Origin of the sequence: Bradyrhizobium sp. SZCCHNR1002, from assembly GCF_032381435.1 — a bacterium.
GTDB lineage: Bacteria > Pseudomonadota > Alphaproteobacteria > Rhizobiales > Xanthobacteraceae > Bradyrhizobium > Bradyrhizobium aeschynomenes.
Genome location: NZ_JAUHIS010000001.1, coordinates 1705207 through 1719171 on the forward strand (window position 1 = coordinate 1705207; position 13965 = coordinate 1719171).

Annotated in this window: 15 protein-coding genes; 2 read left to right on the forward strand and 13 right to left on the reverse strand. The window is 66.7% G+C overall.

The genetic code is table 11. The features are described 5' to 3' along the window. Nucleotides 1–12: 12 nt before the first annotated feature. The 7 genes from QX108_RS07585 to QX108_RS07615 all read right to left on the reverse strand — a co-directional run bounded on the left by QX108_RS07585 (nucleotide 13) and on the right by QX108_RS07615 (nucleotide 6046). On the reverse strand, nucleotides 13–489 hold the full coding sequence (locus QX108_RS07585; RefSeq protein WP_315780063.1) for an AsnC family transcriptional regulator: 477 nt from the start codon (nucleotides 487–489) through the stop codon (nucleotides 13–15). Between the two features lie 3 nt (nucleotides 490–492). Further along, nucleotides 493–945, reverse strand: coding sequence for an Lrp/AsnC family transcriptional regulator (locus QX108_RS07590; protein ID WP_315780061.1), 453 nt, complete (start codon nucleotides 943–945; stop codon nucleotides 493–495). Continuing rightward, complete coding sequence (locus QX108_RS07595) at nucleotides 945–1925, reverse strand: Lrp/AsnC family transcriptional regulator (RefSeq protein WP_315780059.1); 981 nt, start codon at nucleotides 1923–1925, stop codon at nucleotides 945–947. The genes QX108_RS07590 and QX108_RS07595 overlap by 1 nt, the downstream gene beginning before the upstream one ends. After that, a complete protein-coding gene (locus QX108_RS07600) occupies nucleotides 1925–3100 on the reverse strand; it encodes a cytochrome D1 domain-containing protein (protein ID WP_315799393.1) in 1176 nt (391 codons plus the stop codon). The genes QX108_RS07595 and QX108_RS07600 overlap by 1 nt, the downstream gene beginning before the upstream one ends. Next, nucleotides 3097–3435 carry a cytochrome c gene (locus tag QX108_RS07605; RefSeq protein ID WP_315780055.1) on the reverse strand — a complete coding sequence of 113 codons (339 nt, stop codon included), beginning with the start codon at nucleotides 3433–3435 and terminating at the stop codon, nucleotides 3097–3099. Before QX108_RS07605 ends, QX108_RS07600 begins: the two co-directional genes overlap by 4 nt. After that, entirely contained in the window at nucleotides 3398–4177 is a 780-nt protein-coding gene (gene cobA, locus QX108_RS07610) for a uroporphyrinogen-III C-methyltransferase (protein ID WP_315780053.1), read from the reverse strand. Before cobA ends, QX108_RS07605 begins: the two co-directional genes overlap by 38 nt. Before the next feature lie 87 nt (nucleotides 4178–4264). Then, a complete protein-coding gene (locus QX108_RS07615; RefSeq protein ID WP_315780051.1) occupies nucleotides 4265–6046 on the reverse strand; it encodes a cytochrome D1 domain-containing protein in 1782 nt (593 codons plus the stop codon). Between the two features lie 131 nt (nucleotides 6047–6177). On the opposite strand from QX108_RS07615, the gene QX108_RS07620 reads away from it, so the two are divergent. Both QX108_RS07620 and QX108_RS07625 read left to right on the forward strand, forming a co-directional pair. After that, a complete protein-coding gene (locus tag QX108_RS07620; RefSeq protein ID WP_315780049.1) occupies nucleotides 6178–8295 on the forward strand; it encodes a 4Fe-4S binding protein in 2118 nt (705 codons plus the stop codon). After that, nucleotides 8292–9296 (forward strand): FAD:protein FMN transferase, encoded by a 1005-nt coding sequence (locus tag QX108_RS07625; RefSeq protein ID WP_315799394.1) that lies wholly within the window; start codon nucleotides 8292–8294, stop codon nucleotides 9294–9296. The genes QX108_RS07620 and QX108_RS07625 overlap by 4 nt, the downstream gene beginning before the upstream one ends. Nucleotides 9297–9321: 25 nt before the next feature. Here QX108_RS07625 and QX108_RS07630 read toward each other — a convergent pair whose 3' ends face one another. The 6 genes from QX108_RS07630 to cyoE are packed head-to-tail and all read right to left on the reverse strand — an operon-like array spanning nucleotide 9322 to nucleotide 13952. After that, the gene (locus QX108_RS07630) at nucleotides 9322–9711 is read right to left on the reverse strand and encodes a c-type cytochrome (protein ID WP_409998481.1); all 390 of its coding nucleotides are present in this window, start codon (nucleotides 9709–9711) and stop codon (nucleotides 9322–9324) included. A 46-nt stretch (nucleotides 9712–9757) separates the two neighbouring features. Beyond that, the gene (locus tag QX108_RS07635; RefSeq protein WP_315780046.1) at nucleotides 9758–10156 is read right to left on the reverse strand and encodes a hemerythrin family protein; all 399 of its coding nucleotides are present in this window, start codon (nucleotides 10154–10156) and stop codon (nucleotides 9758–9760) included. 10 nt (nucleotides 10157–10166) lie between these two features. Next, nucleotides 10167–10670 (reverse strand): hypothetical protein, encoded by a 504-nt coding sequence (locus QX108_RS07640; protein WP_315780044.1) that lies wholly within the window; start codon nucleotides 10668–10670, stop codon nucleotides 10167–10169. Beyond that, entirely contained in the window at nucleotides 10667–12256 is a 1590-nt protein-coding gene (locus QX108_RS07645; protein ID WP_315780041.1) for a cytochrome b N-terminal domain-containing protein, read from the reverse strand. The genes QX108_RS07640 and QX108_RS07645 overlap by 4 nt, the downstream gene beginning before the upstream one ends. Next, complete coding sequence (locus QX108_RS07650) at nucleotides 12253–13086, reverse strand: SCO family protein (RefSeq protein ID WP_315780039.1); 834 nt, start codon at nucleotides 13084–13086, stop codon at nucleotides 12253–12255. Before QX108_RS07650 ends, QX108_RS07645 begins: the two co-directional genes overlap by 4 nt. Then, a complete protein-coding gene (cyoE, locus tag QX108_RS07655) occupies nucleotides 13083–13952 on the reverse strand; it encodes a heme o synthase (RefSeq protein ID WP_315780037.1) in 870 nt (289 codons plus the stop codon). The genes QX108_RS07650 and cyoE overlap by 4 nt, the downstream gene beginning before the upstream one ends. Nucleotides 13953–13965: the final 13 nt, after the last annotated feature.

The window sequence follows — 13965 nt, forward strand, 5'->3', positions numbered from 1 at the left end:
GACCCGCTCTCCTCAGGCAGCAATGCGAAGTCCGGTCTTCTTCAGGATCCGGGTCGAGAACAACACCTCGTGCGCGCGCGCCGCAGGGCCGATCAGGCGGGCGATTTCGGCAACCTTGGCCCTCACCTCGTCGCGCGTGCGGCCATGCACCATGGCGAACAGATTGTACGGCCACAGCGGCAGATGGCGCGGGCGCTCGTAGCAATGGGTGACCGCTTCGATCGCCCCGACCATGACGCCGATCTCGGCGACCTCGTCGTCGGCGACGTCCCAGACCGACATGCCATTGGCGGTGAAGCCGAGCGCATAATGGTTCGGGATCGCGCCGATACGCCGGATCGCGCCGCGCGCCAGCAGGCCCTGCAACCGCGCGATCACCTCCGCTTCATCGAGACCGAGTCCCTCCGCCAGCACGCGATAAGGCTCGCGCACCAGGGGCAGGCCGGCTTGCGTAGCGGCAATCAGCTTGCGATCGACGGCATCCAGCATGGACTACACCTCCACCCGGAAGCCGACGAAGAACTCTTGCCGCTTCGGCATCGGGTGTACTTTCAACCCGGTCTCACGCTCGATTTCCGCCAGGACGGCCGCGATTCGCGCCGGGTTCTCGGAGGAGACCACGAACCACATGTTGAGCGCGTGACCCCGCTCGTAGTTGTGCGCGACCTCGGGATGGGCGTTGACCTGCTCGGCCACCGCATCGAACCGGTCCGGCGGCACCGCGATCGCAGCGAGGCACACGGCGCCGCCGAGCTCCTCGGCGTTCCACAGCGGGCCGAACCGACTCAACTGCCCCGCCGCGATCAGATCGCCGACGCCGGCGATCAGTTCGTCCTCAGTCAGCCCGAGCGCGGCGCCGGCCTCGCGGAATGGCCGCGGCGTCAGCGGAAAGCCGCCCTGCAGCCCATTGATGATGACGCGTCCGGTCGGGTCGACGACGCTCATCAGCTCGCCTCCTTCAGCTCGGCGAAAACAGCGCCGCGCTGCTTGAAGCAGCGGGTCGAGAACAGCACGTCGTGCGGCAGCAGCCCGGTGTCGGCCTGCAGCGCGAGATCGTCAAGCACCGCATAGGCCTCATCGCGAGACTTCGCATGCACCATGCAGAACAGATTGTAGCGCCACAGCGGCAGGCGCCGCGGCCGCTGATAGCACAGGGTCACGCGCGGATGACGCGCAAGCACGTCGGCGACGGCATCGACCATGTCGTCCGGCACATCCCACACCGCCATTGCATTGGCGCGGTAGCCGAGCTTGTCATGACGCACGACGCAGCCGAACCGGGTGACGACGCCGGCGGCGATCAGATGCTCCAGCCGGCCGATCACACAGGCTTCGTCGAGGCCGAGCGCGTCGGCGACGGCCCGATAGGGCGTCTCGACCAGCGGCAAGCCGTCCTGGATCGCGGCGAGGATCCTGCTATCGGCGGGAGCGGGAGCGTAGCCGATCGCGCCGGACTCCGGACGCGATTGCGGCGCTTCGCGGCTCAGCGAAAAGCCGAGCCCGAGATGATAGGCGCGCAGCATCGGCAGATCGAGCACGGCAATCCCGGTCTGCGCGGCGATGCTGCGCATCGCAGAGCGAACCGCATCCGCACCGGCTCCCGCCAGCACGAACCACAGGTTCAGATCGTGCGTGCGCTCGTAATTGTGCGTGACCAGCGGCTGCCGGCTTACCAGCGCGGCGACCTCCTCGAGCCGCTCCGCAGGCACCTGCATCGCCGCCAGCGTCGAGGCGCCGACCGTGTTCGGCCGCACCACGGCGCCGATCCGCGAGATCACCTCCTGCGCATGCATGGCGCGGAAGATGCCGATCGTCTCGGTCTGGTTCAGCGCCGCGCTGCGTCCGACGACCTCGAACGGCCGCTCGACCAGCGGAAAATTGTGCTGCCAGCGATCGATCAGGGCGAGCTCGGTCGGGTTCGGCATCATTGTCCAATCCTCGTTGCACGCACGGTGAAGAAAATCCCTGACGGCTTCTGCGCCGGGATCTCGGCTCTCTTCGCAAACGTCGTGGCGTCGTACACGTCGACCCGGTCGGCATCGCGCACCGAGACCCAGACCTCGTTGCCGCGTGGCGTAAATTCCATGTGCAGCACGGCCGGTCCCGGCGCGAAGCGATGCACGACCTGCAGCGACTGCGTGTCGACGATGTCGATGGTGTCGTTGCGCGGATGAGCGAAGTTGACCCAGACGTAGCGGCCGTCGGGCCGCGCCACTGCGAACACCGGCTGGCCGTGCGTGGCGATGCGGCCCACCTGCTTGAAGTCGCGCAGATCCACCGCGAGCAGTTCGTGATGGCCGATCGCCGGCAGCAGCAGCCGGTCGCCGACGGCGGCCCAGCCTTCGAGATGCGGCATCTTGTAGACCGGCAGCGGCCCCTCGCCCTTGCCGTAACCATTGAGGATGCGCTCGGCCTTGAGCGGCGTCTGCCAGGTATCGACGTGGACGACGCCGTCCTCGCCGAACAGACCGGCGAGATAGTGCCTGCCGTCCGGCGTGACGTTGCCGTCATAGGGCAGCTTGCCGATTCCGGCGAGCTTCGTGATCTGTGGCGCCTTGGCATCCGTGAGATCGGCGATCCAGATCTCGCCGGCGTCATACAGCGACCACGCGAAGCGCCGCCCCGGCAGGTCGACGAGACCGAGCGCCTTCGACGACTTGCCATCAGCGCCGGTGGCGGGAATGTCGGTGACCGGATCGAGCGTCGTCGCGTCGAACACGCGTACCCCGCCCGGCTCGTAGTTCGACACCGCGATCAGCGCACCATCGTCGGAGATGGCGCCGCCGATCGCATTGCCGGCCTGCACGACACGCCTCGCGATCGACGCTGTCAGCAGGTCGACCTTGGTCAGCCCGCCGTCGCGGCCGAACACAAAGGCATAGCGCTGGTCCGGCGAGAAGACGACCGAGGCATGCGAGAGATCGCCGAGCCCTTCGACACGGCCGATCGCCCCGCGCCGGCTGGTATCGACGACCAGCACCGAGCCGGTGGCGCGCTCGATGACGACGCCAAGATCGCCGGTGCCGCGCAACTCGGCCGCCTGCGCCAGCAGCGGCATCATGCAGAGCAGCCCAAGCCACAGCTTCATCCCGAACCTCATGGCAGATTGCCCTCCTGCAGCCGCGCGACGATCCAGCGCGCATCCGCTTCGCTGATCAGTGGGCGCCAGGGCGGCATCGGCGTGCCCGGCACGCCGTCCAATACTATGCTGACGAGCTGATCGCTGCTCCAGGCCCGCAGGTGATCCGGTGTCAGCGGCTTGCCGAGCCCTCCCCTCAAGGTGAGCCCATGACAGGAGCCGCAGTCCTGCCGCACCAGATTGGCGAGCTTGGCGGAGTCGGGCGAAGCCTCGCCCGCACAGGCGACCGTCGCCGCCGCGACCCACAGGCCGATGGCGCTAGGCCACGACCGAGATGGCGCCGACATTGGTCTCATGATTCTGCTCACTCCGCTGCAAGGCCATGCCGGCGACCCGGCCGATGATGAACAACACGGGTCCGGTGAAAGCCGCCTCCCGCATCACGGCCACGAGCGCGTCCAGGCGCGTGCTTATTCGCCGCTCCTGCGCCGTCGTTCCTTGACACACCGCGAGTACCGGCAACGATCCGGGCAGCCCGCGAGCGATCAGGTTGCGCATGATCTCCTCGACATTGGCGAGGCCCATGTAGACGACCAGCGTCGTCTCCGGATCAGCGAGGCTGTCCCAGTCGAGATCGAGTGCCTCATCCGCCTTGCGATGTCCCGTCACATAGCGGACGCCGGTGGCGAGCCCGCGATGGGTCAAGGGAACGCGCGCCGCGGCTGCGCAGCCCTGCGCTGCCGTGATGCCCGGAATCACTTCATAGGGAATGCCGGCGGCAGCGAGTTCGGCGGCTTCTTCCGAACCGCGGCCGAAGATGAAGGGATCGCCGCCCTTCAGGCGGACCACGGTGCGCCCGGCGCGACCGAGCTTGACGAGAATGTCGTTGATCTCGCCCTGCGGCACCGGATGCGAGCCGGCCTGCTTGCCGACATTGATGCGGGCGACGCCGTCGCCGATGGTGGCGAGAATGCCGTCGGGCACCAGACGGTCGTAGACAACGACATCAGCCGCGGCGATCGCGCGCACGGCCTTGACCGTCAGAAGCTCGGGATCACCAGGGCCCGCTCCGACCAGATAGACCTTCCCCATCGACATCCTGCGTGCTCCAGCGATTTCCAAAGTCCTGCCGAGGTCGATGGCGCAGCGACGTCGTCGCCGCGCCATCGGGCTTCGCATCAACGATCAGTAGACGTCGTTTCGCGTGTTGAAGACGTTGAACTTTCCGGTCGGCGTGACCAGTCGCTTGTCGCGGATCACGGTCTTCATCGTCAGCGTCTTGTCGTCGACGACGACGATCGCCGATTCCTGCGCCTTGTTGTTCCACACGGAGAACCAGATCTCGCTGCCCTCCCTGTTGAACTCGCCCTGGACCACGCGACGGGCGCCTTCGGAGATGCCCGACCATTGGCCGATGGGCAGCACCTTGTATTCAGGCTTCTCCTTGGCGAGGTCCTTGATCTTGAAGACGGCGACCGAAGAGGAGATTTCGGCGTCGGTGTTCAGCGGCGTATCGACGTAAATGTTCTCCGACTTCGGGTGTGTCTTGATGAACAGCGACCCGCCGCCCTGACCGTCGACCGTCTGCACCACCTTCCAGGCGTTGTCCTTGTGCTTCTCGGGATCGGAGCCGATGAAGGAGATGGTCTCGTTGCCGAGATGGCTGGTGGCCCAGACCGGCCCGAACTTCGGATGCTCGAAATTCGCGCCGCGACCAGGATGCGGCGTCTGCCCGCCCGACTCCAGCACCTTGACCAGCTTGTCCTCCTTGGTGTCGATGATCGCTATCCGATGCCGGGCATTCGCCGCCACGAAGAAATAGCGCCCGGTCTTGTCGAAGCCGCCATCATGCAGGAAGCGCTCGGCCTCGATCGCGGTCACCTTCAGGTTCTTGATGTCCTTGTAGTTGACCAGCAGGGTCTGCCCGGTCTCCTTGATGTTGACCACGAACTCCGGATTGTAGTGCGAGGCCACGATCGAGGCGACGCGCGGCTCCGGATGGAATTCCTGCGTGTCGTAGGTCATGCCGCGGGTCGAGACCACCTTGAGCGGCTCGAGCGTCGCACCGTCCATCAGCACATATTGCGGCGGCCAATAGGCACCGGCGATGGCGTACTTGTCCTCGTAGCCCTTGAACTTCGAGGTTTCGACCGAGCGGGCCTCGGTGCCGATCTTGAGCTCGGCGACGGTCTGCGGCGGGTTCATCCACAGATCGACCAGGTTGAGCTTGGAGTCGCGGCCGACCGTGTAGAGATAGCGGCCCGACGCCGACATGCGCGAGATGTGCACGGCGTAGCCGGTCTGCAGGATCAACTCGATCTTCTTGGTCGTGCCGTCGATCAGCGCGACCTCGCCCGCATCGCGCAGCGTCACCGCGAACAGGTTGTCGATGTCGAGCTTGTTCAGCTGCTTGGTCGGCCGCTGCGCAACCGGAACGATGACCTTCCAGCTGTCCTTCATCTCCTTGAGGCCGAATTCCGGCGGCTGCGCCGGGTCGTTGAGCAGATAGCGCGCCATCAGCGCGACCTCAGTCTCCGAAAGCTGGCCAGACGTGCCCCAATTCGGCATGCCGCCCGGCGAACCATAGGTGATGAAGTCGCGGAGATAGTCGAAGCCGAGCTTCTTGGTCAGGTCGGGCGTCAGGGCCTTGCCGGTCGCGCCCTTGCGCAGCACGCCATGGCAGCCGGCGCAGCGTTCGAAATAGATCCGGTTTGCCTGATCGAACTCCGCCTTGCTCAGCACCGGGTCGCCCGGCTTGGTGCCCGGCTGCTCGGTCGGCTGCGACCCAAGCACATCCAGGCTGGGCTGATACTGTCCGCCCGGCGACGTCTTGTGTTGTTGAACATCCGCCGGCTTCGGCGCCGTCGGTTGAGCTTGCGCGTTGGCCGCGGTCGCTCCCAGAAGTGCTCCACCAAGGACGGCTGCGCCGCCCGTCAGCATTGCATGCAGAAAAGCGCGATAGCGCATTCGATCGTCTCCCAGCACATGGATCAATCATAGCCTTATGCCAGTTGCGTGATGCGGCGCCTTAACCGTCGTCAACCGCGTGCTTGACCTACCTCAATGCGCATGCAAGCGATGCCGGCCTGATCCCGCGCATGACAAAGCTCATCGGCGCCACCGTGTCTTCTGCATTGCGACATGTCCTGACCATCATCGCCGTCGCGATCGGCGCGATGATGGGACCGGCGCGCGCTGCGGACCTTCAGATCGCGGCACAGTTCTTCCCGGCGTCGCCGCCGACGATCGTCGCCCCGGCACAGGGCACACCGCCGGCCGCGGACGTGAGAACATCGGACGGCCGCGTGCTGGGCTACGCGTTCTCGACGCTCGATGTGTCAGGCTCGGTCGGCTATGCCGGGCGTCCGCTCGACATCGTCGCGGCGGTGACCACCGACGGCATCGTGACCGGTGCACGGATCGTGGCCCATGAGGAGCCGATCCTGGTGATCGGAATTCCGAAGGATGCGCTGGCCGCCTATGTCGCCGGCTTTGCCGGCTTCGACGTGCGGCCGGGGGCTGCGCTGAAGCCGGCCGATGACCTCTCGCGCGGGCCGCATGCCGTCGCCGGCGCGACCATCACCTCGACCGTGATCCGCGACGCGATCCTGCGTTCGGCGCGCGCCGTGCTGCGCAGCCGTGCCGCGTCGCCCCACGATGCGCCGCGGCTCGACCGCGAGACGCTGCGGCGGCTGTCCTGGCAGGGCTTGCTCGCGGAAGGCGCCGTGCAGCGACGGCTCGTGTCGCGCGGCGAAGCCGCAACGATGCTCCACACCCAGGACGCCGAGCCGGACAAGCCGTTCATCGACCTGTGGCTCGCGCTGGCCACGCCGCCCCCGATCGGCGAGAGCCTGCTCGGACAGCGCGGCTATGAGGGCGAGATGGCCAGGATCGGCGCCGAGGACGACCTGATCCTGCTCGGTGCATCGGGCCTGTATTCCTTCAAGGGCACGGCATGGCGCCAGACCGGAACGTTCGAGCGGGTCGAGCTGGTCCAGGGCAGCCGCACGTTCGCCCTCAGGGCCGCCGATCATTCCGCCGTGGAGTCGCTGCATGCGGCGGGCGCGCCCGAGCTGCGCGAGATCGCGGTGTTCCGGATCGCGCACGGCAGCGGCCTCGATCCGACGCGGCCCTTCCGCCTCGATCTCGACCTCGGCGCGTCGGCATCGAGCGGCCCCGCGGTCGTGTCGGTCGACTATCGCATCCCAGCGCGCTACCTGATCGCGCCCCCCTCTCCTCCTCCAGCGACGTCGGCGGCCCCATCGGCGCACGCGTCGACCGCCGTGTGGCAAGACATCTGGTGGAGCCGCCGCTACGAGATCGGCATCCTGAGCGCCATGTTGCTCGCACTGGCCGCAATCCTGGTCTTCCAGGATACGGTCACCGCTCACGGCCAATTCTACTATCGTCTGCGCGCCGGCTTTCTCCTGCTCACCTTCGTCTTCCTCGGCCTGATCGCCAACGCGCAGCTCTCGGTGGTGAACGTACTCACTTTCGTTCACGCCCTGCTGTCGGGCTTCCGCTGGGAACTGTTCCTGCTCGATCCGCTGGTGTTCCTGCTGTGGAGCTTCGTCGCCATCAGCATACTGTTCTGGGGACGCGGCGTGTTCTGCGGCTGGCTGTGCCCATTCGGCTCGCTGCAGGAGCTCTCGAACCATCTCGCCCGCCGCATCGGCGTCAAGCAGATCGAGCTGCCGTTCGGACTGCACGAACGGATGTGGATGATCAAATATATCGGCTTCGTCGCCATCCTCGCCATTTCCTTCCGGTCGATCCTGGCCGCGTTCACGGTCGCCGAGATCGAGCCGTTCAAGACCACGATCACGATGAAGCTGATGCGCGAATGGCCGTTCGTGGTCTATGCGCTCAGCCTGCTCGGCGCCGGGCTTTTCATCGAACGCTTCTACTGCCGCTATTTGTGCCCGCTCGGCGCGGCGCTGGCGATTCCTGCGCGTATCCGCATGTTCGAGTGGTTGAAGCGCTACCGCGAATGCGGCGGCGAATGCCACGTCTGCGCCCGGCGCTGCACGGTCCAGGCGATTCATCCGCTGGGGCAGATCAACCCCAACGAGTGCATCTACTGCCTCAAATGCCAAGCCAACTACTTCGATCAGGACATCTGCCTGCATCTGAAGAAGCGCGCGCAGCGCCGTCAGCTGCTGCCGCAGGCCAAGCCGGCGACAGCAGCGCAGCCGAGCCAGGGAGCAACGTCGTGACGGAAGCTCGACCCACCCGACGGCGCGCCATCAGGATCCTTGCAGCCTCCGCCTGCGTTGCGATCGCGGGACCGGTCGCGCGGTCCGCCCGCGCTGATTTTGCATGGCACGGCGTTGCCATGGGCGCCGACGCGACGATCCTGTTCAGCGACGTCGCCGAGCGCGAGGCGCGCAGCACCTGCCGTCTCGTCGAGTCCGAGATCGACCGGCTCGAAGGAGCCCTCAGCCTGTTTCGATCGGATTCGGAGCTCAGCGTCCTCAACCGCGCCGGGGTTCTAGCTACGCCGAGCGGCGATCTGCGGCGCGCGATCGGACTTGCGCTGCAGGTCGCCGCCGCGACGCGCGGTCTGTTCGATCCGACCGTGCAGCCATTGTGGGAGGCCCATGTCGACTGGTTCACGCGCTACCCCGACGCCGGTCTGCCTCCGGAGGAGATCATCGCTCAGGCCCGCAGCGCGGTCGACTGGAGACGGGTAAGCCAGGACGACGGCATCATCCGGCTTGGAGACGGTCAGCGCCTGACGTTGAACGGGCTCGGCCAGGGCTACGTCACCGACCGGATCGCCCAGCTGCTCATGGCGCGCGGCTTCGGTCATGTGCTCGTCGATCTCGGCGAGCAGCGAGCGCTGGGGCCGCAACGCGACGGATCGCCGTGGCTGGTCAGCCGAAGCCCATTCGCGCCGCTCGCGCTCGGCGGCGGCGCTCTGGCGACATCGGAGGGCATCGGCTGCGTGCTCGGCGCGCACGGCGCCGCGCACCACCTGTTCGACCCCCGCACCGGTCGCAGCGCGGCGCGTTGGCGACGCATGACCGTGCACCATCCCTCGGCCGCGATTGCCGACGCCCTCTCGACCGCGTTCTTCATTGCGGCGTCGTACGAAGAACTCGTGGCCGCCTCGCAAGCATTTCCGGACGCGTCGATCTGGGCGCTGGATGCCCCGGGCCAGGAACATCACTGGCCGCGCGCGACCAGCGGCGCGGGGCCGCCGGCGCGCATCTAGAAGCACGGCCCTCGGCAGCGCTACGCTATTTCGTCTTGCCGTCAGCGTCGTACTGCTGAAGATAGGCCCAGAGCGCCTTGGCCTCGACCTCGTTCTTGATGCCGGCGAAGGTCATCTTCGTGCCCGGCATCTTGGCCTTGGGATCCTTGATGTAGTCGAGGAAACTCTCCTCGTTCCAGGTCACGCCGGACGCCTTGTTGGCATCGGAATAGTTATAGCCCGCCACGGTCCCCGACTTGCGGCCATCGAGGCCATTGAGCACCGGACCGACCTTGTTCTTTCCGGTCGGCCCGACATCGTGGCAGGGCCCGCACTTCTTGAACGACGTCGCGCCTGCTGCAAGGTCCTGCGCATGTGCAGGGCCTGCGATGCTCGCGGCGCAGGCCAGACCGATCATGATCACTCGCTTCATCATCTTTTCGTCTCCAGGGTGAATGCAATCAACAACTTCTTGTTCGGTATCAGTGCGGACCGAACGCGTGGTGCAGTCGCGCGTCGTGGGTCTCGAAATGGCGCGAGAACCAAGCATCGAGCCGCCTGGCCAACTCGGCAGCATCGAAGCGATCTCCGCCTTCGACATCGTCCATGATGTCCCTGATCTCGTCGAGCAGCCGCTCATGGTCGGCCTTGTGCTGCGCCAGATGATCGTAGTTGCGCTCGCGCATCAGCCGCTCCTCCAGCGCGAAATGGCTGGAGATCGCCCTGAACAGATCGCCGAAGAAGCCGATCATCGCCTGCCTGTCGTCCTGCGCGACCGCGGCGTCGTAGAGGCGATTGATCAGCGCGATCAGGTCCTGGTGTTCGTGGTCGACCGCGTCGATGCCGACACTGTAGCGCGCTTCCCAGTGCAACAGGCTCATGGTCCCCTCCTCACCGGAACACGAAGCCACCGGCCTCGGGCCGGTAGTCCACGACGAGCAGTTGTCCCGGGGCCATCGCGACGGTCTCGTGACGCTCATGATCGAAGCCGCCCGACCGCGCCGTATCGCGCATGCGCACCGCGACATCATGACTCCCCGACGCCAAGACGAAGCGCTGGTAGACACGAGACGGGCCGTCCCCGGCAATCCCGGTCGGGGCGAGCTCGGCCCGGTAGACGGCGCGGCCATCGACATCGAGTTCGACCTGAACCGGTCGGCGCCCGCGCGGGCAATCCTGTACCCGGCGCATGTTCGGCGGCAGCCTGGCGATCTCCTCCGCGGTCAGGCGCCGACACTCGCCGCTTCGATCGGCGCCATGCACGAAGGTCAGGAGCAGCACGGCCGAACCGGCCGGCAGCGTTCGCCACGCCGGCGCAGTGGACAGCCACGCCGCCCCAGCCATCACCGCCAGCACCACCAGGAATCGGGCAACATGGCGCATAGCCGCACTCATGTGCCGCTCCCGTGCACGACGTCCTTCCGAGCCTCGGCGCGCGACGGCGCACTCACCGGCAACGGCGACCGTAGCGGTTTCGGCGGCAGCACCCGCAGCCGATCTGCGAAGGCCTCGAGGTCGACCGCGACCTGCGCCACTGAGGCCGACGAGGCCCAGATCGTCGCGACGCGCTCACGCGGAACGCGGGCGCGCAGATAGGGATCGCGCTGTGCAGCGAACCGCTGCTCGGTCCATCGGACTCCGAGCCGATTGTAACAGGCGCTCTCGGCACAGCCCGCAACCAGCACGCCGTCGGCGAGATCCCGGCTCAGGATGAAATCGATCAGCGAGGGCGGGGCCATTGCGACGCAGGGCAGGACGACAGCGCCATCACGATCGCCTGCACCGCCATGCTCGCAGGCGAGAACCACGACGCGCGCGGGACCATGAAGGCTGCGCACGACATCGAGCACGCGCTCGCGCAACATTTTCAGGGAATAGTCCGGCAGATCGATCCCGGTCACCAACTCCTCGGAGCGGCGGAACGGCGTCGACGAGGGGCATGCGCCCATGCAGATCCCGCAGGCGACGCACAGCGACGGATCGACCCGCGCCTCCGTCGGGAACGGCAGACCGTCGCTGCGGCCGACCATCCTGATCGCCTCATACGGACAGTCTTCGGCACAGCGCGCGCAACCATTGCAATGGGCGAGATCGACCTGCGCCGCGCGTGCCCGGCGCAGCGGCGGCAGCCAGGGCATCAGCGCGACCATCAGCGAGAACGCGCCGAGGAGGGCCCAGACCGCCCCATAGCTCCAGACATTGCTCAGGGGATAGAGCGGCAGGTACAACCAGTCGATTCCGATTCCGTCGGGGACCGTGCCGAGATCGGCCTGGCCCTGCGACGTGGCCGGTTTGGCGATGGCGACGATGAGCAGCGCGATCAGCGACATCAGGGCCAACGCCCGCGGCGGGTTCACCTTCGGCCGTGAGATGCGCAGGATGTGCACCCACATGATGAACAGCAGGAACAGCGGCACCGCCACGTGCATGAACACCATCAGCGAGAAGAAGCGGCTCGTCAGCGTTCCCGTCGACACGAAATTGCGGGCGATCGGCTCGCCGAAGATCGGCAGCCAGTCCAACAGCTCCGACGACACGATCGCGACATATTGCGCCAGCCGGTCCCACACCAGCCAGTAGCCGGTGATCCCCGACGCATACAGCAGCCAGATGATCGGCAGCCCGGTGAACCAGGAGAACCAGCGGACGCCGCGATAGCGGTCATAGGCGAACTCACGCAGCAGGTGCATGACCGCCGTCACCACCATGAGGTCGGACGCGTAGCGATGAAAACTGCGCATCACCCCGGCGTGCAGCCAATGATCCCGGGTGATGCCCTCGACCGACTGATACGCGCGCTCGATGCCGGTGTCGAAGAAGATGAAAAGATAGATGCCGCTGATTGCTACGATCCAGAAGAAGAAGAACCCGAGCGCGCCAAGCTGCGCCAGCGGATTGAGTGCGGCCCCGAACAGGCGCTCGAACGGCAATTCGACCGTCGCAAAGGATCGTTGAAGAATTCTGCGGAGCAGACTGTTCACGACGCTCCTCGCGGTCCCTTTCCGGCGTCGCTCAGCCGCGCCGAGCGCAGCCACTCGCGCGCGATCAGTCCCGCCATGACGACGAGAGACAGCGCGCCCATCGTGCCGCCCAGCACGAGCCCGTAATCGATCCGGTACCGCCGCAGACCGGGATCGTAGGCCGTACAGATGAACCTGATCCGGTCGGCGATGCCGGCGAACGAGAACGACGTCGCCGTACCGAACACCACGTCCTTCATCGGCTCCATGAACATCTGTAGCGGAAACTCGTCGCCATAGACGTGACGGTACACCTTGCCGTCGCGATCGAGGATGGTGGCCTGCGCCGGATGATCGAAGCCTCCGGCGGCGGCGCGAAAGCTGAATCCGAGATCGTCCAGCAAGGCCGCAATCGTCGGGGCGCTGCCGGAGGCCAGCCGCCAGTTCGGCAGCTTGATTCCCTGTGTCGCCGCGAATTGCGCGAGACGCGCCGGCGTGTCATTGCGCGCATCGAAGCCGACCGTGAGCACGGCGAAGCGATCGGGTCCGAACACCCGCCCTGCTTCAGTGACCGCATCGATCATGTGCTGCGTCGTCGCCGGACAGACCGAGCTGCAGGACGTATAGACGAGGCTGATCACCAGCGGCTTGCCACGATAGTCGCGCAAGGCGAGCGGCTTGCCGGCGACATCGATCAGAACATGGTCGCCGACGGTCCGGCCGATCGCCTGCCGGCCCTGCGCCATCACGCTGGCCGGGTCCAGCACGTCACGCTCCGCCGCCGACGCCGGCGGCACCAGGAATGCCAGCGCGACCGCGAGCAGCGCTGCGGTGCCGGACCATCGCCTCATGTCAGCATCCCGGCGACGCTCGAGAGCAGCGCTCCGCCGACCAGCAACGACAACTGGAGCAGTGAGGCCAGGAAATTCCTGATGGCGTTGGCCTTGGACGGCTCGCGGTAGAGCCTGACACTGCACCAAACGAAATAGCCGCCACCGGATGCGGCGCCGGCGCTGTAGATGAGGCCAGCACCGAACCACGCCGGAATTAGGGACGCTACCGCCAGCAGAACGGCGTAGCCCAGGATCGCCCGCGTCCATGCGCGGGCCGGAACCACGACCGGCAGCATCGGCACGGAGGCCCGCGCGTAGTCGTCGCCCTTGGCGGCCGCGAGGCTCCAGAAATGCGGTGGCGTCCACAGGAACAGCACCACCGCCAGCACCGTCGGAATCACCTGCGGCGCGGGATCGACGGCGGCGGCCCCCGCCAGCACCGCGAAGCTGCCGGCGAGTCCGCCGACGACGATGTTCCAGGTCGAGCGCCGCTTCAGCCACACCGTATAGATGATGCCGTAGGTGAACGCGCCGAGGAACACATAGCCGGCGGCGACATGGCCCGCGGACAAGGATGCCAGCGCAAGAGACACCGCGAGCAGCGCCAGGAATCCGACCGGCCACCAGGCACTGGCCTTGAAGAGGCCGCTGGCGAACGGCCGCGCCCGGGTCCGCTGCATCAGGCGGTCGAGATCGCGCTCGTAGTAATGGTTGAACGCCCCGGCCGCGCCCGATGCGCCCAGGACGGCTATGATCAGGCCCACGATCTGCCACCCGCCAGGCGCAGGACCATGAGCAACCGCGGCGCCCGCGATCGCGCTCGCGGCAATCGCGACACCGATCCTCAACTTCAGCAGCGAGATCGCCATGGTGACCGCGCGCATCGCGTCTCTCCTC